The sequence below is a fragment of the Kluyvera sp. 142486 genome (assembly GCF_046569695.1).
Classification (GTDB): domain Bacteria; phylum Pseudomonadota; class Gammaproteobacteria; order Enterobacterales; family Enterobacteriaceae; genus Kluyvera.
On record NZ_JBKHUI010000004.1, the window covers coordinates 119,853 to 143,195 of the forward strand.

Consider the following 23,343-nt stretch of genomic DNA (forward strand, 5'->3'; position numbering starts at 1 on the left):
GAGTTGTCATGAAAAACACCATGAAGCAGTACGTTGATTATATCGTTAAGGGTGGTAAGTCCACGATGCTGGGTATTGGCCCAATGTCTCCGGCGCTTATTCAGGCATGTTTTGAATTAGGCAAAGAAAAAGATCTGCCGCTGATGTTTATTGCCAGTCGTAACCAGGTTGATGCAGATGAATTTGGCGCAGGCTACGTTAATAACTGGGACCAATTCCGCTTCGCAGCCGACCTGAAAGCGATGGCTGATAAAGTCGGCTTCGACGGCGATTACTTCCTCTGCCGCGACCACGGCGGCCCATGGCAGCGTGATAAAGAGCGTAAAGACCATATTCCGGAAGCGCAGGCGATGGAGCTGGCGCGCCGCTCCTACCAGATTGATATGGATGCCGGGTTCGATCTGTTGCACATCGACCCAACTAAAGACCCGTACGTCATGGGCAAAGTGATTGATATCGAGCTGGTATTAAGCCGCACCGTCGAGCTGATTCGCTTCTGCGAAGAGTATCGTAAGAAGAACAACCTGAAAGAGTTCTTCTACGAAGTGGGCACCGAAGAGACCAACGGCGGCCTGACCGATATCAGCGCCTACGAAGGCTTTATCATTGAACTGAACAAGCGTCTGAACGACGAAGGACTGCCGCAGCCGCTGTTTATCGTCGGCCAGACCGGTACCCTAACCCGCCTGACCAAAAACGTTGGCCACTTCAACGATACCCAGTCGGCAGAGCTGTCGGCTATCAGCACTCGCTACGGCGTGGGGCTGAAAGAGCACAACGGCGACTATCTGCCGGATGAAATTCTGCTTAAACACCCGGGCCTTGGGATCACCGCCATGAACGTCGCCCCGGCGTACGGCACCATTGAAACTCGCGCCTATCTGAAGCTCGCGGAAGTAGAAAAAGATCTGGCGACAAAAGGCTTTATTAAATCGGCATCAGATTTCAAAACCGTGCTGACCCGCGAGTGCGTGCTGAGCCACAAGTGGGAAAAATGGATGACCGACGAGCATAAAAATAAATCTGAAGAGCAGATCTTCAGCGAGCCCGCACTGCTGAAAGAAATTCTTGAGCTTAGCGGCCATTATAACTACGAAAAACCGGCGGTGATTAAAGAGATGCAGACCATGTTTGCCAACCTGAAATCATTTGGCGTTGAGCCAGAACGCTACGTGGTGAACAAAATTAAAGACATGATTCAGAACGAAGCCGAGTGCTTTAACATGCCGGGCCTGACCACCCGCGTCGCACAAGCCCGTTAATGTCATAAAAATAACGTTGTAAGCCGGATACGCGAAGCGCCATCCGGCAATCTGCCCCAACCTGCCGGATGGCGCTTCGCTTATCCGGCCTACTCCTTACTCGCGACCCAATAAAAACAGGTACTGGTTATGAATCAGCTTGAACAATTAAAGCAGCGCACCATTATTGTCGCTGACAGCGGGGACATTGATAGCATCATTGCCTATCAACCCGAAGATGCCACCACTAACCCGTCGCTTATTTATAAAGCAGCGCAGCTACCGCAGTATCAGAATGTCATTAAAGAGACCGTCGCCACGCTCAAGTCGCGTTATGCCGGAAAGGAACTGCTGCCCTCCACCGTTGCCGATCATCTGGCGGTCAGTATCGGGGCACTGATTCTGAAAAACGTACCGGGGCGTATTTCCACCGAGGTTGACGCCCGTCTGTCGTTTGACACCGAGGCCAGCATTCACAAAGCGCGTGAACTCATTGCTCTGTATGCCGAACAAGGCGTAGGTAAAGAACGGGTCCTGATTAAGCTTGCTGCTACCTGGCAAGGTATTCGCGCCGCTGAAGTGCTGGAAAAAGAGGGGATTCGCTGCAACCTGACCCTACTCTTCTCTTTCGCTCAGGCACGTGCCTGCGCCGATGCGGGGGTATTTCTCATCTCCCCGTTCGTTGGACGCATCTACGATTGGTACAAGAAAAATAACCCGGACACCGTCTATACCGTCGACAACGACCCGGGCGTGGAATCGGTGCGCAATATCCACCGTTTCTACAAAATGTACGGCTACCAGACGGTAGTGATGGGCGCGAGCTTCCGCACGCCAGAGCAAGTTCTGGCCCTGAACGGCTGCGATCGTCTGACGGTTTCACCGTCGCTACTCGCGCAGCTTCAGCAGCGCGATACCGACATCCCGGCGCCGTTGCACTATGCCGGAGAAGTACAGCCAAAGCCTGATGCTGTCAGCGAGGCCGAATTCTATTGGGCACACAACCAGGACGCCATGGCAGTCGAAAAGCTGGCCGAGGGTATTCGTCTGTTCGCCGTTGACCAGAACAGTCTGGAAACCTTGCTCACACAATATCTTTGACGCTTCTGAAGCCTTTTCGAAGTGGCCGCTCGCAGGTAAAATAACGCGCTGACCCCGGTATCCTTACCGGGGCATTTCCGGTAGAGGAACTATGGAAACACGACGCGACGAGCGAATTGGTCAACTGATTCAGGCACTGAAACGCAGCGATAAGCTACATCTCAAAGAAGCGGCAGCTCTGCTTGGCGTTTCTGAAATGACGATTCGTCGCGATCTTAACAGCGAAAGCGGGCCTGTCGTGCTGCTCGGCGGCTACGTCGTGCTGGAGCCACGCAGCGTTCCTCACTATCTGTTAAGCGACCAGAAAACCCGGCTGGTTGACGAGAAAAAACGGGCGGCGCGCCACGCGGCAGCGCTGCTGAAGCCGCATCAGATGGCCTTTTTCGACTGCGGCACCACCACGCCGTGGATTATCGACGCCATTGATAACGACCTACCGTTTACCGCCGTCTGTTACTCCCTAAACACTTTTTTAGCGCTGCAGGATAAACCGAACTGTCGGCCGATTCTCTGCGGCGGTGAATTCCACGCCAGCAACGCTATTTTCAAACCGCTGAGCGAGCATGACACGCTCTCGCACCTCTGTCCGGACATTGCATTTTATTCCGCAGCGGGTATCGATATTGAAATGGGCGCGACCTGTTTTAACCTTGAAGAGTTGCCGGTAAAGCACTGGGCGATGCGCCAGGCACGCTACCATGTGCTGGTCGCGGATCACAGCAAGTTTGGCAAAGTGCGCCCGGCCCGCATGGGCGACCTGACGCGCTTTGATGTGATTGCCAGCGACACCTGCCCGGATGACGAACTGGTCGCGCTGGCAAAACAGCAGCAAATATCGCTGCTGTATTAGCGGAATATTACGAGAACCAGCTGCCGAACCATTCGTGGAATTTCATCAGCACGAAGTCCATCATGCGGCTGAAGAAGCCGCCCTCTTCGACCGCTTCCATCACGATCAGTGGACGCTGTTCAATGGTTTTGTCGTTAAGCTTGAAGTCGATGGTGCCGACCACCTGGCCCTTGGTTAACGGCGCAGTCAGCTGCGGTTGAGTTAAGGTGTAGCTGGCCTTCAGGTTTTTCAGTTGGCCTTTCGGAATGGTCACCGAACCGGCTTCCCCTGCCCCGAGGTTCACTTCACTCTTATCACCAAACCAGACGCGCTGGCTGATAAAGGTAGCATCCGGCTTGATTGGCGTGACGGTTTCATAGAACCGGAAGCCCCAGGTCAGCAGCTTTTCCGACTCGTTAAAACGTACGCGGTCGCTCTTAGTACCCAGCACCACCGCAATCAGGCGCATATCGCCCTGAGTGGCCGACGACACCAGGTTATATCCTGCACCCGCCGTAGTACCGGTTTTCACGCCATCAACGTTGAGGTTCGAGCTCCACAGCAGACGGTTGCGGTTTGGCTGGCGGATATTGTTGAAGGTGAACTCTTTCTCTTTATGTATCGCGTACTCTTCCGGCACATCGTGGATCATCGCTTTGGTCAGCAGCGCCATGTCACGCGCAGTACTGTACTGCCCCGGCGCATCCAAACCGTGAACGGTTTTGAAGGTGGTATTGGTGAGGCCGATTTTCTGCGCATAGCCGTTCATCAGGCTGACGAAGGAGTCCTGGCTGCCGGCAACGTAGTCGGCAATAGCGATGCTGGCATCGTTGCCCGACTGGATAATCACCCCTTTATTGAGGTTCTCAACGGACACCTGCTCGCCGGGCTTAAGGAACATCACCGATGAACCGCGCAGCGCTGGATTGCCGGTGGCCCATGCGTCACGGCCGATGGTCACCATATCGGTGAGCTTGATTTTATTCGCTTTAAGCGCCTGACCGACCACGTAGCTGGTCATGATTTTTGTCAGGCTGGCCGGGTCGAGCTTCTCATCGGCATTGCCCTCTGTCAGGACCTTACCGCTGGCGTAATCCATTAATATAAAGGCACGGGCGTCGATTGCTGGCGCGTCCGGAAGTTGTTCCGCCGCCTGCACCGCCGGTGCCACTAAAAGTAAAAGCGCTGAGCCTGCCATCAGACTCTTGAAGGAGTTAGCGTTACACATCATAAAAGCCACCCAAGTATCCATTCCCAAAAACACGCCACGACAGTACCGTGCTGCACCAGGCCGTGAGTAATAACGTAGAAACTCTCTTAAAGAAACAGTGAGTTGGTAAAGTTTTTTAAGTTTACGCAAGATCCCCTGATTGTGCTGAAAACCTGACATTTTTTTTGATCGAGATTGCGTAAGCGTTTACTTTGGCCCACATTTAATCTCTGCTAAAAAAACGGGAGTGGATATGCTAACGCTGTGGGGAAGAAATAACTCGACGAACGTGAAAAAAGTGCGCTGGACGCTGGCAGAGCTTGGCCTGCCGTATGAACAAATTATGGCGGGCCAGGGATTTGGCGTGAACCGCGACGCGGCCTATCTGGCACTTAACCCTAACGGCCTGGTACCGATGCTGAAAGACGGCGACGACGTGCTGTGGGAATCAAACTCCATCGTACGTTATCTGGCGGCGCAGTACGGCGCCGAGAGCCTGTGGCAGGCGTCGCCGGTTCAGCGGGCGAAAAGCGAAAAGTGGATGGACTGGGCCAACGAAACCCTGTCGCCGGTGCACCGTAAAATCCTCTTCGGGCTAGTGAGAACGCCAGTTGAGCAGCGCAACATGGCCGAAATCAACGCCGCGATTGAAGCCTGCGAACCACTGCTGACGCTCCTCGACAACGCGCTGGCGAACCAAACCTGGCTTTCTGGTGAACAATTTGGCGTGGGCGATATCGCCGTGGCGCCGTTTGTCTATAACGTGCTGGAAACCGTCAAAACCTGGCGGTCTAAACCGAATCTTGAGCGCTGGTATCAGCAGCTCGCACAGCGTCCGGCGTTCCGCGACGTGGTGATGATCCCGGTGAGTTAAGCCACTCAGGTGCGCTGGCTACTCCCGCGCACCTGCAATTTCCCCACCAGCCGGACATGCGCCGCCGTATCATCCCCCTCACACAGATAGTTCACCGCCATTCTTCCCAGTTCGCTATAGGCTAGCTGCACGCTGGTCAGCGCCGGAGTCAACTGGTGCGCAATGCGCTGATCGTCATAGCCACACACCAGCACGTCGCGTGGAATGGCAATATTGAGCGTGGCGAGCGCTTGATAGCAGCCGAGGGTCATCCAGTCGCTGGCGCAGAAAATGGCCTGCGGGGGTTCAGGCAGCCGCATCAGCTCAAGCGTGGCGTTAAAGGTGGCATTTAGCGACCAGTCGGTCGGTTTAATTAGCGTTTCGTCCACCGCGATCCCGGCCTGCTCCAGCGTCTGGCGATACCCTTCGAGGCGCAGCACGCTGGCATCCATCCAGTCATCGCCCATGATATGCGCAATGCGCGTCACCCCCTGGGACAGCAGATGGCTGACTATCTGGCAGGCATTGGCACGGTCATCGGGAAGAAAAGTCGGCAGCAGCGGGCGCTGCGGGTCGTACTGGTTTAACAGCACCACCGGCTTATGAATAAGCGCGTCAAACGGCGAGAAATCAAAGGCGCGGGTCACCGGGCTTGCCAGAATCACCCCAGCGCAGGCGCGCTGGTCAAGCTGGCGCAGGATGTGGGCCGCCATCTCCAGATCGTCACCATAGTCATAAACGGTCAGCAAAGTATCTCGTTGCCAGGCGGCGGAGACGGCGTCGCTAATCGCCTCGACAAAGGGGTCGTAGTTCGGCATTCCGCACAGCAGCAGGGCAATTTCCTCCTGCCCTTCCTGGCGATGAGGCACAATAACCTTTTGATAGCCAAGCGCCGCCGCCGCCGCATAGACGCGTTCGCGGGTGGCTTCACTCAGGCGAATCGCCCGGCTATTGTTTAGCACCAGAGAGACCGTTGCCTGCGAAACGCCCGCTTCCCTGGCAATATCACTCATCGTTATTTTGTTTTTCTTCGCCATGTTCGCTCCTTGTCGCCGCCGACTATAGCACAGTTATCCCACGCTTTTTTTGTGAACAACCCAACACTTCAACCGCGTCAGGATTGCGCCCTGCCCCTTAGTTAATAAATATTAGCTAATAATTATTAGCAAGGAGAAAAAATATGCACTCGCAATGGCGCGAATCGCAGGCGCAGGCCTGGTATCAACAGCACGGCTGGGCATGTGGCTTTAACTATCTGCCGCGCAGCGCGGTCAACTGGACTGAAATGTGGCAGGCGGAGACTTTCGATGCGCAGACCATCGACCAGGAGCTGGGCTGGGCGCACGACTACGGCTATAACGCCCTGCGCACCAACCTGCCGTTTATCGTCTGGGAAGATGACCGCGACGGCCTGCTGGCGCGCATCGACATCTTTCTGACGCTGGCGAAAAAGCACCAGATTCAGGTGATGCTGACGCTGATGGACGACTGCGGTTTCTCCGGCGATGAGCCGTACCTCGGCCCGCAAAAACCGCCGCGCGAAGGGGTGCATAACAGCCAGGCAGCAGCGAGCCCCGGCCGGGCTATCGTGATGGACCCAAACCAGTGGCCGCGCATTGAAGCCTACGTCCGCGACGTACTCACTCGTTTTAAAGACGACGAGCGCATCACCATCTGGGATCTCTACAACGAACCGGGCAACCGCGGCATTAATCTGTCACCGACTGAATCGGCAGAGTATGACGAAGCGCTGGAGACCTTCGCGCTGGAATTGATGACCGCTACCTTCGGCTGGGCGCGTGAAGTGGGCCCGAGCCAGCCGCTCACCGTGGGCGCGTGGCACATTGACAACCCGCAGTACGGCACGCTGCAACACCCGATTGATATTGCCGCGCTGCGGCTCTCCGACATCATCAGCTACCACAACTACAACAACGCCGCCCGCCAGCTTGGCGTGCTGGAAAGCCTGGCGGCATATCAGCGCCCAGTGCTGTGCACCGAATGGCTGGCACGGCATATGGACTGCACCTTCAGCGAGCAGCTGCCGCTGTTCTGCGCTTTCGATACCGGCTGCTATCAGTGGGGGCTGGTGCAGGGCAAAACCCAGACCTGGATCCCGTGGACCAGCGTCAACAGAGATCACCCCAACCCTCAATCGCTGTGGTTCCACGACGTATTAACGCCCGACGGCAAACCGTGGTGCGAAGAGGAAATGCAGCTGGTGAAAGCGCTGACCGGCTACCGCCAGACGCGTCGTTAATTGAACTACACGGAGGATTCATCCATGAAAAAGTCAGCCTTGTTCCTGCTTGCCTGCTGCGGTTTCGGTGCGATGCCTGTCGCGCACAGCGCCGATCAGGTGGAACTCCGTTTTGCCTGGTGGGGCGGTAAAGCCCGCAACCAGGCCACCTTAAAAGCGCTCGACGCCTTTGAGGCCAAATACCCCAATATTAAAGTGAAGGCGGAGTACACCGGCTGGGACGGTTTCTACTCGCGCCTGACCACGCAGATTAACAGCAACACCGAAGCCGACGTTATCCAGACCAACTGGAACTGGCTGACGCTGCTGTCCAAAACCGGTGAGGGTTTTTACGATCTCAACAAACTGAGCCAGCCCATCGGCCTCAATCAGTTCTCCCCCGCCGCACTCGCCAGCACGACGGTGAACGGCAAGGTCAACGCCATCCCGGTTTCCGCCAACGTGATGCTGTTTTACTACAACGCGGCGACCTGGGAAAAAGCCGGCGTGCCGCTGCCGAAAAGCTGGGACGACTTACTGAAAGCCGGGCCGGTATTTAAAGAGAAGCTCGGCGATAACTACTATCCGCTGATCCTGACCGAGCAGGATTCGCTGCTGCTGCTGAACTCCTGGGTCTACCAAGGGAATCAGAAGCCGATGGTGGATGAGAAGACCCGCAAGCTCGGCTGGAACCATGACGATCTGGTACAAGCCTTTACCTTCTATCGTCAACTGGTGGCGGCGCATACCGTGCCGGACTCCCGCACAATGGCCTCATTCGGCAAAGGCATTGCCTATGAAATGAAGCCGTGGATTAACGGCGAATGGGGCGGTATCTACAACTGGAACGTGATGTACACTGCCGAGTCGCAGAACCTGAGTAATCCGGCCGACCTGGTGATGGGTGATTACCCAATGCGCGAAGGGGCCAAAGACGCCGGGCAGTTTAACAAGACCGCACTGATGCTCTCCATCAGCAAAAACACCCGCCACCCGCAGGAAGCGGCGCTGCTGATTAACTTCCTGATGAATGAAAAAGAGGGCGTGGTTCCCGTAGGGCTGGAGCGCGGTGTGCCGCTGAGCAAGGCCGGGGCGCAAATCCTGCGCGATGCAGGACTACTGAAAGAGGACGATCCGGTGCTGACCGGGCTAACGCAGTCCGCTTCATTGCCGAATAACTCGAAGACGCTGCCCTATCTTGAAGACCCGCAGTTCACCGCCCTTTTCCTCGCGGCGCTGCAAAGCATCGACTACGGCAAAGCCACGGTAGACCAGGCCGCCACCCACTTTGAGGAGCAGGCAAATCGTATTCTGCGCAGAATCATGCGCTAAGAGAACCTCTTTAGACAGGGGGACAAACGTCCCCCTGATGTTAAGCGTGAGTCATTGGTGATTCAGCATCCAGCTTACGAATGCTGGTCGTCAACGCCGTCAGGCAGCGCTCCAGGGTTTCCACGTTAACCGCAATATAGGACGGGCAGTCGTAGCGCCCCGTCATCAAGCACACGGCAGCGGAAGCTAGAGCCTCACCCGCCTGCCGCATCATTTCCAGTTCTTTATGCGAACTACACCGCTTAAGCGGCCCAACGTTACTCCGCAGTTCGCCACACAGTTCGAGCAGGTTAGTACGCAGATGATCGTTATCACCGACTGACATATACCCCTTTGCCTTTCTAAGCTGCAAATAGGCATCAAGGTCAATTCGCGCGTTGATGAGTCGCCTCATCGTCTGGCGTTTCAGTTTGCTATCCGTCATGCATTTACCTCCCTTGCCACCCATTGGCTCTTTCATTATGAGATTACTTAACGAAAGGAATGCTGCGCGATATCAACAATTCATCATTCATAACACTTTTAACAATATGGCAATGAATTTGGAGGGGTGATAAAACGAGAGTAAGTACGGGCGATAGGTCCACAAGCACATTGCCGGATGGCGGCTTCGCCTTATCCGGCCTACGTTCAGTACACATTGTAGGCCTGATAAGCGTAGCGCCATCAGGTAACAACACCTTACCCTTTCAGCTTCGGATCAAGCGCATCCCGCAGACCGTCACCCAGCAGGTTAAACGCCAGCACCGTCAGGAATATCGCCAGCGCCGGGAAGACTGCGACGTGTGGCGCAATCACCATATCCGCGCGCGCTTCGTTAAGCATCGCGCCCCATTCCGGCGTAGGCGGCTGTGCGCCGAGACCGAGGAACGACAGGCTGGCGGCGGAGATAATCGACACCCCAATGCGCATGGTGAAATAGACCACGATAGAGGAGACCGTGCCGGGCAGAATATGCTGGAACAGGATCACCCGGTCGCTGGCGCCGATGCTGCGCGCCGACTCAATAAAGGTCTGCTGCTTCAGCACCAGCGTGTTGCCGCGCACCAGGCGAGCAAAAGCCGGAACCGAGAATATCGCCACCGCGATAATCACATTGGTCATGCCGCTGCCCATAATCGCCACCACGGCAATCGCCAGCAGAATGCCGGGGAAGGCAAACAACACGTCGCAGATGCGCATGATGATGCGGTCCCACCAGCCTTCGTAGTAGCCCGCCAGCAGCCCGAGCACGGTGCCAATCAGCGAGCCAATCAATACCGCAAACACGCCCGCGGTGAGCGAAATTTGCGCGCCCACCAGCACCCGACTGAAAATATCACGCCCGAGTGAATCCACACCGAACCAATGGATCAGCGATGGGCCGTCGTTCAGGCGGTCGTAATCGAAGTAGTTTTCCGCATCAAACGGCGCAATCCACGGCGCCACCACCGCCACGATAATCAGCAGCAGTACGAAAATACCGGAGGCCATCGCCACCGGTTGCTGGCGAAAACGTCGCCAGAATTCTCGCCACGGCGTACGCGGAACGCCCGCCTGCATCACCGGCATGGCGTTAAGTACTGCCTGTCGACGCCAATTGAATAATCGCACGTTATTTATACCTGATAGCCGGGTTAATGGCGGCGTAAAGCACATCCACCACTAAGTTGATAAGAATAAACTCCAGCGAAAACAGCAGCACCTCGGCCTGAATCACCGGGTAATCACGCATCTCCACCGAATCCACCAGCAGGCGTCCAAGCCCCGGCCAGTTAAAGACTTTCTCTACCACAATCGAGCCGCCAAGCAGGAAGCCAAACTGCAGCCCCATCATCGTCACCACCGGGATCATGGCGTTACGCAGCCCGTGTTTCAGCACCACCACTTTTTCGCTCACCCCTTTGGCGCGGGCAGTACGCATATAGTCTTCATTGAGCACGTCAACAAACGAGGCGCGGGTAAAGCGCGCCATCACCGAGGCCACGGCGGCACCAAGGGTAATGGACGGCAGAATGTAGTGCCGCCAGCTGTCGGCCCCTACGGTCGGCAGCCAGCCAAGTTCGACGGAGAAAATTTGCATCAGCAACATCCCCAGCGCAAACGCCGGGAAGGAGATCCCGGTAACCGCCAGCGCCATGCCGAGACGATCCGGCCAGCGGTTGCGCCATACGGCGGCGGCAATCCCCGCGGCCATACCAAAAATCACTGCCCACACCATGCTGGCAAGGGTCAGTAACAGGGTTGGCAGAAAGCGGCTGGCAATCTCTTCGGATACCGGGCGGCGTGACACCATTGAGATGCCAAAATCGCCCTGCACGGCGTGGGTGATGTAGTGCCAGAACTGAACGTACAGCGGCTGATCCAACCCTAACTGCTGGCGAACCATCGCGATAACCTGCGCGTCGGCTTCCGGCCCGGCAATCAATCGTGCCGGGTCGCCGGGAAGCAGATGAACAAATAAAAACACCAGCACCGCCACGATAAACAGCGTCGGGATCAGGCCGAGCAGGCGTTTAAGAACATAGTTAAGCATGACTCTCCTTGCCGTAAGCTCCCTGCGCCATTATGACGCAGGGAGACGTCGCTTACTTCAAATCCGCATCGTCAAAGCTAAAGCCCGTGTCCGGCATAATATAGAACCCGGTCAATGACTTGCTGTGCGCCGAAACCAGTTTTTCTACCACCAGCGGCACCCACGGCGACTCTTTCCAGATAATATCCTGAGCTTCTTTATAGAGCCGCGCTTTTTCTTTCGCATCCGTCGTTTGCAGCGCCGCCGTCAGGTCTTTATCCACCTGCGGGTTGCTGTAGAACGCGGTATTAAACTGGGTTGGCGGCCAGTTTGAAGAAGCAAACAGCGGCGACAGCGCCCAGTCGGCTTCCCCCGTTGAGGCGGACCAGCCGGTGTAGAACATTCTCACGCCGCTCTCTTTTTGCCCTTTCGCTTCCACTTCCGCCGCGCGCTGGCCGGCGTCCATCGCCGTCACCTGCGCCTTAATACCAATTTGCGCCAACTGCTGCTGGGTAAACTGCAGCACCTTCTGCGCTGTACTGTGGTTGTGCGACGACCACAGTGTGGTGCTAAAGCCGTTCGGGTAGCCTGCTTCTTTCAGCAGCGCTTTGGCTTTTGCCGGGTCGTACGGCCACGGCTGATACTGCTGAGCGTAGGCGATAGACGGCGGCACCACGCCGGTAGCCGGGGTAGCGTAGCCCGCGAAGGCCACCTTCACCAGCGCCTGACGGTTGATGGCGTAGTTAATCGCCTCGCGCACCTTCGGGTTATCAAACGGCTTTTGCGTCACGTTCATGCTGATATAGCGCTGCATGATGGACGGGCTCGCCACCAGCTCAAGCTGGCTATTCTTGGCCAACAGCGCCGCCTGCTCGTAAGGGATTGGGAAGGCAAACTGCGCTTCGCCGGTTTGCAGCATCGCGGCGCGAGTGTTGTTATCAACCACCGGACGCCAGGTGATGGAATCCAGTTTCGGCAGCCCTTGCTGCCAGTAGCCAGCAAATTTGCTGACCTTCACGAAATCAGTCTGGTTCCAGGTGTCGAGCTTATATGGCCCGGTACCCACCGGATGGAAGCCAATTTCGTTGCCGTATTTCTTCAACGCCGCCGGAGAGATCATCGCCGTTGCCGGGTGGGCGAGAATGTTGATAAACGCCGAGAACGGCTGCTTTAAGGTGATCTTCACCGTGTTGTCGTCGACGACCTCGGTTTTATCGATATTTTTATACAGGTTATAGCGCTTGAGGTGGCTATCCGGGTTGCTGGCGCGATCGAGGTTTACCTTCACCGCCTCGGCGTTAAAATCGGTGCCGTCCTGGAATTTCACCCCCTGACGCAGCTTCAGGGTGTAGACCTTACCGTCGTCAGAAACGGTGTAGCTTTCAGCCAGCACGTTCTGCAGTTTCATCTCTTTATCAAGACCAAACAGCCCCTGATAGAACGATTTCGCCACCGCCTGCGACAGCGTGTCGTTGGCGTCATACGGATCAAGCGTGGTGAAGTTGGAGCCTACCGCCACGACCACATCTTTTGCCGCGAACGCGGGAGAAGCCGCCAGCGCGGAAGCCACGCCCAATGCGACCAGCCATTTACGTGAAACGCGTTGTGTCATGTTGTCTCCTGCCTATGGTTTTATTATCGATTGATCAGCGCACTGCTAGCCGGCTCCCTGGCGACATAGTGCCCCGGTGAAACCTGTTGTAAATTAATGGGTTCGACTTCTTCACCCCGTTTATAGATATTGCCCGGCAGATCGTCCGACAGCAGCACGCGCTGCGGCCGTCGATGCGCCGGGTCCGCCACCGGTACCGCGGCGAGCAGCTTACGGGTATACGGATGCTGCGGGTTTTCAAACACCGCGCGGCGCGGGCCAATTTCCACGATACGCCCACGGTACATCACCGCTACACGGTGGCTGATACGCTCGACCACCGCCATATCATGCGAAATAAACAGAAACGCGATGCCCATCTCCCGCTGTAGTGACAGCAGCAGGTTGATAATCTGCGCGCGAATCGAAACATCCAGCGCTGAAACCGATTCATCGGCAATCACCACCTTTGGATTAAGCGCCAGCGCGCGGGCAATGCAGATACGCTGCCGCTGGCCGCCGGAAAACTCATGCGGGTAGCGCCACGCGTGCTCCGGCTGTAGGCCAACGCGCTGCAATAGCCACTCCACACGCTGCTGTAGCGCTTCGCCCTGCAACGCCCCATGAATGCGCAGCGGCTCCATAATCGAGAAACCGACGGTGTGGCGCGGGTCAAGCGAGGCGTACGGGTCCTGGAAGATAAACTGAATATCGCGGCGCAGCGGCTGAAGCTGATGGGCCGGGAGCGTATCAATGCGCTCGCCGTTAAAGGTAATGGTGCCGCTTTGCGACTCCACCAGCCGCAGCAGCGCCCGTCCGGTGGTCGATTTACCACAGCCGGACTCACCTACCAGCGACAGCGTCTCGCCGGGCCATAAATCAAAGCTGACGTTCTCCACCGCGTGAACTTCGCGGGTGACGCGGTTCAGAATGCCGCCGCGCAGCGGAAAACGCGCCACCAGATTGCGAACCTTGAGGATCGGCTTACCCTCGACAACGGTGTCTTGCTGCGGCGGTTCGCTTTCCGGTGCATTGAAATCCGGGAAGCTTTTAGGATAGTTGCTGCCGCGCATTGCGCCCAGACGTGGGACTGCTGCCAGCAAACGGCGCGTATAGGGGTGCTGCGGCGCGGTAAAGATCTCGTCCACCAGCCCGGTTTCCACCACTTCACCCTGATGCATCACCAGCACACGGTCGGCAATTTCCGCCACTACGCCCATATCGTGAGTGATAAAAATCACCCCCATCGACATCTCTTTTTGCAGCACGTCGATAAGCTGTAGGATCTGCGCCTGAATCGTCACGTCCAGCGCGGTGGTTGGTTCGTCGGCAATCAGCACCGCCGGGCGGCACGACAGCGCCATCGCAATCATCACCCGCTGGCGCATGCCGCCAGAAAGCTGATGCGGATAGCGTGACAGCATGGCCTGTGCTTCCGGAATGCGCACCTTATCGAGCATTTTTTTCGCCTCGGCCAGCGCCTCTTCACGCCCGAGCCCCTGATGCAGGCGAATAGACTCAGCAATTTGCTCGCCGATGGTAAACACCGGGTTCAGCGAGGTCATCGGCTCCTGGAAGATCATGGCGATGTCGGCACCGCGCACGCTGCGCATTTGCGCCGACGTCTGCTCCTGAAGATCAATCACTTCCCGATTGCGGCGACGCAGCAGCAGGCTATCCATGTTCACCTGGCTGCCGGACTGCTCCAGCAGACGCATCAGTGCCAGCGCCGTGACCGATTTCCCCGAGCCGGACTCACCCACAATCGCCAGCGTTTCGCCGCGATTAAGATGAAAAGAGAGCTGATGCACGGCGCGCACGGGCTGCCCGTCCTGACGAAAGGTCACGTTCAGTTTATCAACGCTCAGCACCTGCGCGTTATCAAGCTCAGCGGAATGCGGCACGGTAACTCCTTCTATTCCTTATAAATGCCAATGGTCGGCGTGTCACCGGCGTAGGCCCAGGCGCGATACATACCCTCGCTGTTAAACGGCAGCACCACATTGCCTTCGCGGTCGATGGCGATAAGGCCACCGCTGCCGCCCAGCGCGGGCAGTTTTTCCATCACCACGCGCTCGCAGGCCTCATAAAGACTCAGGTTGCCGTACTCCATCAACGCGGCAATATCGTACGCCGCCAGCGTACGGATAAAAACTTCGCCCGTGCCGGTACAAGAGACGGCAACGCTGGCGTTATTGGCATAACAGCCAGCGCCCACTAGCGGGCTGTCGCCCACCCGGCCGGGAAGTTTGTTGGTCATCCCACCGGTCGAGGTGGCTGCCGCCAGATTGCCGTTGAGATCCAGCGCTACAGCACCAACCGTGCCCATCTTTTGCTGCTCATCCAGCGGCGCCGCATCATGGTCGAGAATAAAGTCGCCGTTGCTGCGGGCCACCAGCAACTGCTGGAAACGCTCGTCGGTAGAGAACAGTGAATTATTCACCAGCTCCATACCCTGCGACTGCGCAAAGGCTTCAGCCCCTTCGCCAATCAGCATCACGTGCGGACTGTTTTCCAGCACGCTTCTGGCTGCCAGCACCGGGTTGCGCAGATGTTTTACCCCTGCAACGGCGCCTGCCTGCAGCGAGTAGCCGTCCATTACGCAGGCGTCCAGCTCATGCGTTTCGTCTGAGGTAAACACCGCGCCAATCCCGGCGTTAAACAGCGGGCACTCTTCAAGCTGGCGTACCGCTTCGGTGACCGCATCCAGCGCGCTCGCGCCGGACTCCAGCATGCCTTGTACGCTTTCAACGATGTCGGAAAGCGCCGTGACGTATTGTTGTTCTTTTTCTGCCGATAGCTGGCTGCGGCTAATCGCGCCCGCCCCGCCGTGTATTGCAATGACTGCCTTGCCCATTAAGCGATCCCTTACCTCATTTTCTTTATAAATATCATTATAGTGTCTCTGTTCCTATATCAATTTTGAATATAGAAATAGCGTCCCGCGTAGTGAGGTACACCACAGGTGGCATACTGTCGGTAAGGCTTTTCTGCCATAATGTGCGCATTCGAACGTTTCTCGCAGGAGTTTACCCATGGATTTTACCGCCGGACTGATACCGCTTGATACCGCGCTGAGCCAAATGCTTGACCAGATTACCCCGCTCAATGAGAGCGAGTCGGTGCCGCTGCTCCAGGCTTTTGGCCGCATTACCGCGAGCGATATCGTCTCCCCGTTGGATGTACCGGGTTTCGATAACTCGGCAATGGATGGCTACGCGGTGCGTCTGGCCGACCTCGCGGCGAAGACGCCGCTGACGGTGGCAGGTAAAGCTTTTGCCGGTCAGCCGTTCCACGGTGAATGGCCTGCCGGTACCTGTATTCGCATTATGACCGGCGCGCCGGTGCCTGCAGGCTGTGACGCGGTGGTGATGCAGGAAGAAACGGAGCAAAGCGACGACGGTATTCGTTTTACCGCCAACGTTAAAGCCAACCAGAATATTCGCCGTCGCGGTGAAGATATCGCCAACGACGCGGTCGTGTTCCCTGCCGGAACCCGTTTAACCATCGCCGAACTGCCAGTGCTGGCATCGCTCGGCATTGCGGAGGTGGACGTGGTGCGTAAAATTCGCGTCGCGCTGTTCTCCACCGGTGATGAGCTGCAGCTGCCGGGCCAGCCGCTGGGCGATGGGCAAATTTATGACACCAACCGTCTGGCGGTGCATCTGATGCTGGAACAGCTGGGCTGCGAGGTGATTAACCTCGGCATCATCCGCGATGACCCGGAACAGCTGCGCCAGACCTTTATCCAGGCGGACGAGCAGGCCGACGTGGTGATAAGTTCCGGCGGCGTTTCCGTTGGTGAAGCCGACTACACCAAAACCATCCTTGATGAGCTGGGTGAAATCAGCTTCTGGAAGCTCGCCATCAAACCGGGCAAACCGTTCGCCTTTGGTAAGCTCAACCACAGTTGGTTCTGCGGACTGCCGGGCAACCCGGTCTCCGCCGCGTTGACGTTCTATCAGTTGGTTCAGCCGCTGCTGGCGAAACTCAGCGCCGGTAGCGTGGCAACCCAGGCCCCCCGCCTGCGCGTACGCACCACTGACCGTCTGAAAAAATCACCGGGTCGCCTCGACTTCCAGCGTGGTCTGCTGACCCGCAATGAAAACGGCGAACTGACCGTTTCTACCACCGGTCATCAGGGTTCCCACATATTCAGTTCGTTCAGCCAGGGCAACTGCTTTATCGTGCTGGAGCGCGAGCGCGGTCACGTTGAGCCGGGCGAATGGGTAGAAGTGGAGCCGTTTAACCATCTGCTGGGAGGCCTGTAATGGCAGCGGAGCTTAGTGATGCGGAGATGATGCGCTATAACCGGCAAATCATCCTGCGCGATTTCGATTTTGACGGTCAGGAGCGGCTGAAAGCGGCCCGCGTGCTGGTCGTCGGCCTCGGCGGGCTGGGCTGCGCGGCGACGCAGTATCTTGCTGCTGCAGGCGTGGGTAAGCTGACGCTGCTCGATTTCGATACCGTTTCGCTCTCCAACCTACAGCGCCAGACGCTGCACAGCGATGCCACCATTGGTCAACCGAAGGTGGACTCCGCGCGGGAGGCGCTGGCGCGCATTAACCCGCACGTTAGGCTCAATACGCTAAATGCAATGCTGGAAGAAGCGGCGCTGCGGGCACAGATTGCCGAGCACGATCTGGTGCTCGACTGTACCGACAACGTGACCATTCGCAATCAGCTCAACGCGGGCTGTTTCCAGCACAAAATCCCGCTGGTTTCCGGGGCGGCGATTCGTATGGAAGGTCAGATCAGCGTCTTTACCTATCAGGAGGGTGAGCCGTGCTACCGCTGCCTGAGCCGCCTGTTTGGCGAGAACGCATTAACCTGCGTGGAAGCTGGCGTGATGTCACCGCTGGTTGGCGTGATTGGTGCAATGCAGGCAATGGAAGCGATTAAAGTGCTGACCCATTACGGGGTGCCTGCCGCGGGGAAAATCGTAATGTACGACGCAATGCGCTGTCAGTTCAGAGAGATGAAGCTGATGCGTAGCCCGACGTGCGAGGTGTGTGGGCAGGCTTCGGCGTAACGCTCCTCACCATTGGGGAGAGAGAATCGATCGTAGGCCGGATAAGGCAACGCCGCCATCCGGCAATGGCAACGAGGATTGCCGGATGGCGCTGCGCTTATCCGGCCTACAACAACCGACGTAGTCCGGTCGAGCGACGGGTTACAGCGACGTACGTCCGAACGCCGTCTGCCAGTCCTGCTCAAAATTCGCCACCGCCGCATCCACCGCCGGGTAGCTGATCAACTGCTGCGCCACATCGAGCGGCAGCGTGATTGACTGGCAGCCCGCCAGCAGGCAGTCCAGCGCCTGTCGTGGCGTTTTAAAGCTCGCCGCCAGCACTTTCGCCTGTGGCGCGTGCAGGGTCAGCAGGTCCTGTAATTCACACACCGTCTGAATCCCGTTGCCGCCCTGGGCATCCACACGGTTGACGTAAGGCGCGACATACTCAGCCCCCGCCAGCGCCGACAGCAGCCCCTGCGCCGCACCGTACACGGCGGTACCCAGCGTTGGAATGCCTTCCGCTTTCAGCAGCTTAATCGCTGCCAGACCTTCCGCCGTCACCGGCACTTTCACCACCAGATCGGGAATAATCGCCCGCAGTTTACGCGCGTCCGCCACCATGCCATCTGCCGTCGTCGCCATCACCTGAGCAAATAGACGGCCTTTACCGCCCATAGCGTCCAGCAGTTCCGGCAGCAGCGCGTCCAGCGGCGTCTTACCTGCCGCCACGATGCTTGGGTTTGTGGTCACGCCCGCCAGCGGGAAAACGCGCGCCAGCTTCTTCACTGCAGCGACGTCGGAGGTGTCGAGATAGAGTTCCATAATGTGTCCTTAAACCGTGATATTCAGCATGGAATAACATTACCACAGCAAAACCTCTGCTGAAGTTGACTCACATCAAGATAACTTTCATTCGAAAGTATTTTAATCTTTATACGAAAGATGAGGGCAGCATATGATTTTCAACATTCAGCGCTATTCCACCCATGATGGTCCAGGTATCCGCACCGTCGTCTTCCTTAAAGGATGCTCGCTCGGTTGCCGTTGGTGCCAGAATCCCGAAAGCCGTTCCCGTGAACAGGATCTGCTGTTTGACCCACGCCTGTGCCTGGACGGCTGCGACCTGTGCCAGAAAGCCGCGCCGTCGGTCATTGAACGTGCGCTTAACGGGCTGGTTATCCATCGGGAAAAGCTGGATGACGCCCACCTTGCCACACTGACCACCTGCTGCCCAACCCAGGCGTTAACCGTCTGCGGGGAAGAGAAAAGCGCCGACGAGATTATGGCCACCGTGCTGCGCGATAAACCGTTTTATGACCGCAGCGGCGGTGGCATGACCCTGTCCGGCGGCGAACCGTTTATGAACCCGGAACTGGCGCTATCACTGCTAAAAAGCGCGCACGAACAGGGGATTCACACCGCCGTTGAAACCTGTCTGCACGTGCCGTGGCGCTACCTTGAACCCGCGCTGCCCTATATCGACCTGTTCCTGGCTGACCTCAAACATGTCGATGAAGCACGCTTTAAACAGTGGACCGACGGCTCGGCCAAGCGCGTGCTGGATAACCTGAAGCGGCTGTCAGCCGCCGGTAAACAGGTCACGCTGCGCGTGCCGCTGATTCAGGGCTTTAACGCCGACGAAACCTCGATTAAAGCGATTACCGATTTTGCCGCCGACGAAATGCCCGGCGTGCGCGAGATTCATTTTCTGCCTTACCACACGCTCGGCATCAATAAATATGCCCTGCTCGGCCTTCCCTACTTCGCACCCGATAAGCCGCTGAATGACCCTGAGCTGCTGGATTTTGCTCAACAGTATGCCGGTGAAAAAGGGTTAACAGCGACACTACGAGGATAAAACGATGACCACTCTGAAACTCGATAAACTGACCGACCGCATTCAGGCCCACAAAAACGCGCTGGTTCATATCGTGAAGCCGCCGGTGTGCACCGAACGTGCGCGTCACTATACCGAAGCCTATCAGCAGCACCTCGACAAGCCGATCCCGGTTCGCCGTGCGCTGGCGCTGGCCCATCACCTCGCAGAGCGCACTATCTGGATCAAGCACGACGAGCTGATTATCGGCAACCAGGCAAGCGAAGTGCGCGCCGCACCTATCTTCCCGGAATACACCGTCAGCTGGATTGAAAAAGAGATCGACGACCTGGCGGATCGCCCAGGCGCTGGCTTTGCAGTCAGCGAAGAGAACAAGCGCGTGCTGCACGAAGTGTGCCCATGGTGGCGCGGCCAGACCGTACAGGACCGCTGCTACGGCATGTTCACCGACGAGCAAAAAGCGCTGCTGGCGACCGGTATCATCAAAGCTGAAGGCAACATGACCTCCGGTGATGCCCACCTGGCGGTGAACTTCCCGCTGCTGCTGGAAAAAGGCCTCGACGGTATGCGCGCTAAGGTAGCCGAGCGCCGCACCCGCATCAACCTGACCGTGCTGGAAGACCTGCACGGCGACCAGTTCCTGAAAGCCATTGATATCGTGCTGGACGCGGTGAGTCTGCACATCGAACGTTTCGCGGAACTGGCGCGCAAAATGGCTGCCGAAGAGATTCGTGAAAGCCGCCGCGATGAGCTGCTGGCAATGGCGGAAAACTGCGATGTCATTGCCCACGAGCCGCCAAAAACCTTCTGGCAGGCGCTCCAGCTGTGCTACTTCATCCAGCTGATTCTGCAAATTGAGTCCAACGGCCACTCGGTGTCGTTTGCCCGTATGGACCAGTATCTCTATCCGTATTACCGTCGCGACGTTGAGCTGGAACAGACGCTGGACCGCGAACACGCTATCGAGCTGCTGCACAGCTGCTGGCTGAAGCTGCTGGAAGTGAACAAGATTCGTTCCGGTTCGCACTCTAAGGCTTCCGCCGGTAGCCCGCTGTATCAGAACGTCACCATCGGCGGCCAGAAGCTGATGAACGGTGAAGTGCAGGACGCGGTGAACCCGCTCTCTTACGCGATTCTCGAATCCTGCGGCCGCTTGCGCTCAACCCAGCCAAATCTGAGCGTGCGCTACCACGCGGGCATGAGCAACGACTTCCTCGACGCCTGCGTGCAGGTGATTCGCTGCGGCTTCGGCATGCCGGCGTTTAACAACGATGAAATCGTTATCCCGGAATTTATTAAACTCGGCGTTGAGCCGGAAGATGCCTACGACTATGCAGCCATCGGCTGTATCGAAACCGCCGTCGGCGGCAAGTGGGGCTACCGCTGCACCGGCATGAGCTTTATCAACTTTGCCCGCGTGATGCTGGCGGCGATGGAAGGCGGCCGTGATGCCACCAGCGGCAAGGTGTTCCTGCCGCAAGAACACGCGCTGTCGCAGGGCAACTTCGCCAGCTTCGACCAGATGCTGGCGGATTGGGACACCCAGATTCGCTACTACACCCGTAAATCGATTGAGATCGAGTACGTGGTCGACACCATGCTGGAAGAGAACGTGCACGATATTCTGTGCTCGGCGCTGGTTGATGACTGCATTGAGCGGGCGAAAAGCATCAAACAGGGCGGCGCGAAATACGACTGGGTTTCCGGCCTGCAGGTGGGTATTGCCAACCTCGGCAACAGCCTGGCGGCGGTGAAAAAGCTGATCTTCGATCAGGGACTGATTGGTCAGCAGGAGCTGGCAAAAGCGCTAGCGGAAGACTATGACGGCCTGACCCACGAGCAGCTGCGCCAGCGGTTGATCAACGGCGCGCCGAAGTACGGCAACGATGATGACAGCGTCGACACCCTGCTGGCTCGCGCCTACCAGACCTATATCGACGAGCTGAAGCAATATCACAACCCGCGCTATGGTCGTGGCCCGATTGGCGGCAACTATTACGCTGGCACGTCCTCTATCTCGGCCAACGTGCCGTTTGGCGCGCAGACCATGGCAACGCCGGACGGCCGTAAAGCCAAAACCCCGCTTGCCGAAGGGGCCAGCCCGGCATCCGGGACCGACCATCTTGGTCCAACGGCGGTGATTAGCTCGGTGGGGAAACTGCCAACCTCAGCAATTCTTGGCGGCGTGCTGTTAAACCAGAAGCTGAACCCGGCAACGCTTGAGAATGAGAGCGATAAACAGAAGCTGATGGCGCTGCTGCGCACCTTCTTCGAGGTGCACAAAGGCTGGCATATTCAGTACAACATCGTGTCGCGCGAAACGCTGCTGGAAGCGAAGAAACATCCGGATCAGTACCGTGATTTAGTGGTGCGCGTGGCGGGGTATTCGGCGTTCTTTACCGCGCTGTCGCCGGATGCGCAGGACGATATTATTGCGCGTACGGAGCATACACTGTAGGTCGGTGCTTTTCCCCCTCACCCTAACCCTCTCCCCCTAGGGGAGAGGGAACCGGTCGGCGCCGTTGGTAAATTCCCCCTCCCCCTCCCCCTCCAGGGAGAGGGAACCGGTCGGCGCCGTTGGTAAATTCCCCCTCCCCCTCCAGGGAGAGGGAACCGGTCGGTGCCGTTGGTGAATTCCCCCTCTCCCTTCCAGGGAGAGGGCCGGGGTGAGGGTCCAACGCGCACAACTCTCCCGCCACTTCTCTTTCGAATGAAATAAATTTGTGCTTTAGCTCACATTGTAATTAAATTGTTTCTGGCCGAAGTTACCCCAGGAGCATCCCGCATGACCGTTAAAGTTATCGTCACTGATATGGACGGAACTTTTCTTAATGACGCCAAGACCTACGACCGTTCGCGGTTTCTGGCGCAGTTTGAACAGCTTCAACAGCGTGATATTGAATTCGTCGTTGCCAGCGGCAACCAGTACTACCAGCTGATTACCTTCTTCCCTGAAATCCGCGATCGTATCTCGTTTGTCGCCGAAAACGGCGCGCTGGTGTACGAGCACGGGCAACAGCTTTTCCACGGTGAGCTGACAAAGCATGAATATCAGGTGGTGATTGGTGAACTGCTGAAAGACCCGCAGATGTATTTCGTCGCCTGCGGTCTGGAAAGCGCCTACATCAGCGAGAGTGCGCCAGAGGCGCTGGTCGAGCTGATGTCCAAACACTACTACCGCTTAAAGCGCGTGGCGAACTTCCACGACGTCGACGACAAGATGTTCAAATTCTCGCTGAACCTGCCGGATAGCGACATTCCCGATCTGATTGATAAACTGCACGTCTCCCTCGACGGCATTATGAAGCCGGTTACCAGCGGTTTCGGCTTTGTCGATCTCATTATTCCAGGCCTACACAAAGCCAACGGCATCAGTCGTCTGCTGAAACGCTGGCAGCTTTCGCCGCAGCAGTGCGTGGCGATTGGCGACAGCGGCAACGATGCCGAAATGCTTAAGCTGGTGAAGTACGCCTTCGCCATGGGCAACGCGGGTGAAAGCATTAAAGCTATCGCCGACTACCAGACCGACGATAACAACCACGACGGCGCGCTGAATGTGATTCAGGCCGTGCTCGACAGCACCGCACCTTTCTAATTCTCTC

20 protein-coding genes are annotated in these 23,343 nt (G+C 57.2%); 11 read left to right on the forward strand and 9 right to left on the reverse strand.

The annotated features are described in order from the left end of the window. The first annotated feature begins 8 nt into the window (after positions 1–8). The 3 genes from ACLGE8_RS06320 to deoR all read left to right on the forward strand — a co-directional run bounded on the left by ACLGE8_RS06320 (position 9) and on the right by deoR (position 3,192). Positions 9–1,262 carry a class II D-tagatose-bisphosphate aldolase non-catalytic subunit gene (locus ACLGE8_RS06320; RefSeq protein ID WP_410997281.1) on the forward strand — a complete coding sequence of 418 codons (1,254 nt, stop codon included), beginning with the start codon at positions 9–11 and terminating at the stop codon, positions 1,260–1,262. A 129-nt stretch (positions 1,263–1,391) separates the two neighbouring features. Beyond that, positions 1,392–2,342 carry a transaldolase gene (tal, locus tag ACLGE8_RS06325; protein ID WP_410997283.1) on the forward strand — a complete coding sequence of 317 codons (951 nt, stop codon included), beginning with the start codon at positions 1,392–1,394 and terminating at the stop codon, positions 2,340–2,342. A 91-nt stretch (positions 2,343–2,433) separates the two neighbouring features. After that, positions 2,434–3,192, forward strand: coding sequence for a DNA-binding transcriptional repressor DeoR (deoR, locus tag ACLGE8_RS06330; RefSeq protein WP_410997285.1), 759 nt, complete (start codon positions 2,434–2,436; stop codon positions 3,190–3,192). Positions 3,193–3,199: 7 nt separating this feature from the next. Here the strand turns inward: deoR and dacC are convergent, their stop codons facing one another. Next, positions 3,200–4,402 (reverse strand): serine-type D-Ala-D-Ala carboxypeptidase, encoded by a 1,203-nt coding sequence (gene dacC, locus ACLGE8_RS06335; protein ID WP_410997287.1) that lies wholly within the window; start codon positions 4,400–4,402, stop codon positions 3,200–3,202. Positions 4,403–4,634: 232 nt separating this feature from the next. Here dacC and ACLGE8_RS06340 point away from each other — a divergent pair, with 232 nt between their 5' ends. Next, positions 4,635–5,255, forward strand: a complete 621-nt coding sequence (locus ACLGE8_RS06340; RefSeq protein WP_410997289.1) for a glutathione S-transferase family protein — start codon at positions 4,635–4,637, stop codon at positions 5,253–5,255. A gap of 5 nt (positions 5,256–5,260) precedes the next feature. On the opposite strand, the gene ACLGE8_RS06345 is transcribed toward ACLGE8_RS06340, so the two are convergent. After that, positions 5,261–6,271, reverse strand: a complete 1,011-nt coding sequence (locus ACLGE8_RS06345) for a LacI family DNA-binding transcriptional regulator (RefSeq protein WP_410997291.1) — start codon at positions 6,269–6,271, stop codon at positions 5,261–5,263. Between the two features lie 143 nt (positions 6,272–6,414). On the opposite strand from ACLGE8_RS06345, the gene ACLGE8_RS06350 reads away from it, so the two are divergent. Together ACLGE8_RS06350 and ACLGE8_RS06355 are read left to right on the forward strand one after the other, a co-directional pair. Continuing rightward, complete coding sequence (locus tag ACLGE8_RS06350) at positions 6,415–7,494, forward strand: 1,4-beta-xylanase (protein WP_410997293.1); 1,080 nt, start codon at positions 6,415–6,417, stop codon at positions 7,492–7,494. Between the two features lie 24 nt (positions 7,495–7,518). Continuing rightward, positions 7,519–8,805, forward strand: coding sequence for an ABC transporter substrate-binding protein (locus ACLGE8_RS06355; RefSeq protein ID WP_410997295.1), 1,287 nt, complete (start codon positions 7,519–7,521; stop codon positions 8,803–8,805). A 40-nt stretch (positions 8,806–8,845) separates the two neighbouring features. Here ACLGE8_RS06355 and ACLGE8_RS06360 read toward each other — a convergent pair whose 3' ends face one another. The 6 genes from ACLGE8_RS06360 to iaaA all read right to left on the reverse strand — a co-directional run bounded on the left by ACLGE8_RS06360 (position 8,846) and on the right by iaaA (position 15,747). After that, entirely contained in the window at positions 8,846–9,229 is a 384-nt protein-coding gene (locus tag ACLGE8_RS06360; protein ID WP_410997297.1) for a biofilm formation regulator BssR, read from the reverse strand. A 257-nt stretch (positions 9,230–9,486) separates the two neighbouring features. Next, on the reverse strand, positions 9,487–10,398 hold the full coding sequence (gene gsiD, locus ACLGE8_RS06365; RefSeq protein WP_035894491.1) for a glutathione ABC transporter permease GsiD: 912 nt from the start codon (positions 10,396–10,398) through the stop codon (positions 9,487–9,489). A 1-nt stretch (position 10,399) separates the two neighbouring features. Next, a complete protein-coding gene (gsiC, locus tag ACLGE8_RS06370; protein ID WP_410997299.1) occupies positions 10,400–11,320 on the reverse strand; it encodes a glutathione ABC transporter permease GsiC in 921 nt (306 codons plus the stop codon). A gap of 52 nt (positions 11,321–11,372) precedes the next feature. Further along, entirely contained in the window at positions 11,373–12,911 is a 1,539-nt protein-coding gene (gene gsiB / locus ACLGE8_RS06375) for a glutathione ABC transporter substrate-binding protein GsiB (RefSeq protein ID WP_410997301.1), read from the reverse strand. 23 nt (positions 12,912–12,934) lie between these two features. Beyond that, positions 12,935–14,794, reverse strand: coding sequence for a glutathione ABC transporter ATP-binding protein GsiA (gsiA, locus tag ACLGE8_RS06380; protein WP_410997303.1), 1,860 nt, complete (start codon positions 14,792–14,794; stop codon positions 12,935–12,937). Between the two features lie 11 nt (positions 14,795–14,805). Continuing rightward, a complete protein-coding gene (gene iaaA, locus ACLGE8_RS06385; RefSeq protein WP_410997305.1) occupies positions 14,806–15,747 on the reverse strand; it encodes a beta-aspartyl-peptidase in 942 nt (313 codons plus the stop codon). A 178-nt stretch (positions 15,748–15,925) separates the two neighbouring features. Between iaaA and moeA the strand changes: the two genes are divergently transcribed. Both moeA and moeB read left to right on the forward strand, forming a co-directional pair. Next, a complete protein-coding gene (moeA, locus tag ACLGE8_RS06390) occupies positions 15,926–17,161 on the forward strand; it encodes a molybdopterin molybdotransferase MoeA (protein ID WP_410997307.1) in 1,236 nt (411 codons plus the stop codon). Further along, complete coding sequence (gene moeB, locus ACLGE8_RS06395) at positions 17,161–17,922, forward strand: molybdopterin-synthase adenylyltransferase MoeB (protein ID WP_410997309.1); 762 nt, start codon at positions 17,161–17,163, stop codon at positions 17,920–17,922. The genes moeA and moeB overlap by 1 nt, the downstream gene beginning before the upstream one ends. A gap of 141 nt (positions 17,923–18,063) precedes the next feature. On the opposite strand, the gene fsa is transcribed toward moeB, so the two are convergent. Beyond that, a complete protein-coding gene (gene fsa / locus ACLGE8_RS06400; RefSeq protein ID WP_410997311.1) occupies positions 18,064–18,726 on the reverse strand; it encodes a fructose-6-phosphate aldolase in 663 nt (220 codons plus the stop codon). A gap of 133 nt (positions 18,727–18,859) precedes the next feature. On the opposite strand from fsa, the gene ACLGE8_RS06405 reads away from it, so the two are divergent. The 3 genes from ACLGE8_RS06405 to ACLGE8_RS06415 all read left to right on the forward strand — a co-directional run bounded on the left by ACLGE8_RS06405 (position 18,860) and on the right by ACLGE8_RS06415 (position 23,336). Then, positions 18,860–19,762, forward strand: a complete 903-nt coding sequence (locus ACLGE8_RS06405; protein WP_410997313.1) for a glycyl-radical enzyme activating protein — start codon at positions 18,860–18,862, stop codon at positions 19,760–19,762. Positions 19,763–19,766: 4 nt separating this feature from the next. Beyond that, on the forward strand, positions 19,767–22,199 hold the full coding sequence (locus ACLGE8_RS06410; protein ID WP_410997315.1) for a formate C-acetyltransferase/glycerol dehydratase family glycyl radical enzyme: 2,433 nt from the start codon (positions 19,767–19,769) through the stop codon (positions 22,197–22,199). A 327-nt stretch (positions 22,200–22,526) separates the two neighbouring features. After that, on the forward strand, positions 22,527–23,336 hold the full coding sequence (locus ACLGE8_RS06415; protein WP_410997317.1) for a Cof-type HAD-IIB family hydrolase: 810 nt from the start codon (positions 22,527–22,529) through the stop codon (positions 23,334–23,336). Positions 23,337–23,343: the final 7 nt, after the last annotated feature.

What these genes read in the sequence shown, in the direction of transcription:
- ACLGE8_RS06340 (WP_410997289.1), top strand. Translation starts at nt 4,635, where the DNA reads ATGCTAACGCTGTGGGGAAGAAATAACTCGACGAACGTGAAAAAAGTG.
- ACLGE8_RS06355 (WP_410997295.1), top strand. Translation starts at nt 7,519, where the DNA reads ATGAAAAAGTCAGCCTTGTTCCTGCTTGCCTGCTGCGGTTTCGGTGCG.
- ACLGE8_RS06350 (WP_410997293.1), top strand. Translation starts at nt 6,415, where the DNA reads ATGCACTCGCAATGGCGCGAATCGCAGGCGCAGGCCTGGTATCAACAG.
- ACLGE8_RS06345 (WP_410997291.1), bottom strand. Translation starts at nt 6,271, where the DNA reads ATGGCGAAGAAAAACAAAATAACGATGAGTGATATTGCCAGGGAAGCG.
- ACLGE8_RS06360 (WP_410997297.1), bottom strand. Translation starts at nt 9,229, where the DNA reads ATGACGGATAGCAAACTGAAACGCCAGACGATGAGGCGACTCATCAAC.
- moeB (WP_410997309.1), top strand. Translation starts at nt 17,161, where the DNA reads ATGGCAGCGGAGCTTAGTGATGCGGAGATGATGCGCTATAACCGGCAA.
- tal (WP_410997283.1), top strand. Translation starts at nt 1,392, where the DNA reads ATGAATCAGCTTGAACAATTAAAGCAGCGCACCATTATTGTCGCTGAC.
- ACLGE8_RS06405 (WP_410997313.1), top strand. Translation starts at nt 18,860, where the DNA reads ATGATTTTCAACATTCAGCGCTATTCCACCCATGATGGTCCAGGTATC.
- gsiC (WP_410997299.1), bottom strand. Translation starts at nt 11,320, where the DNA reads ATGCTTAACTATGTTCTTAAACGCCTGCTCGGCCTGATCCCGACGCTG.
- fsa (WP_410997311.1), bottom strand. Translation starts at nt 18,726, where the DNA reads ATGGAACTCTATCTCGACACCTCCGACGTCGCTGCAGTGAAGAAGCTG.
- ACLGE8_RS06410 (WP_410997315.1), top strand. Translation starts at nt 19,767, where the DNA reads ATGACCACTCTGAAACTCGATAAACTGACCGACCGCATTCAGGCCCAC.
- ACLGE8_RS06415 (WP_410997317.1), top strand. Translation starts at nt 22,527, where the DNA reads ATGACCGTTAAAGTTATCGTCACTGATATGGACGGAACTTTTCTTAAT.
- ACLGE8_RS06320 (WP_410997281.1), top strand. Translation starts at nt 9, where the DNA reads ATGAAAAACACCATGAAGCAGTACGTTGATTATATCGTTAAGGGTGGT.
- deoR (WP_410997285.1), top strand. Translation starts at nt 2,434, where the DNA reads ATGGAAACACGACGCGACGAGCGAATTGGTCAACTGATTCAGGCACTG.
- moeA (WP_410997307.1), top strand. Translation starts at nt 15,926, where the DNA reads ATGGATTTTACCGCCGGACTGATACCGCTTGATACCGCGCTGAGCCAA.
- dacC (WP_410997287.1), bottom strand. Translation starts at nt 4,402, where the DNA reads ATGATGTGTAACGCTAACTCCTTCAAGAGTCTGATGGCAGGCTCAGCG.
- gsiB (WP_410997301.1), bottom strand. Translation starts at nt 12,911, where the DNA reads ATGACACAACGCGTTTCACGTAAATGGCTGGTCGCATTGGGCGTGGCT.
- iaaA (WP_410997305.1), bottom strand. Translation starts at nt 15,747, where the DNA reads ATGGGCAAGGCAGTCATTGCAATACACGGCGGGGCGGGCGCGATTAGC.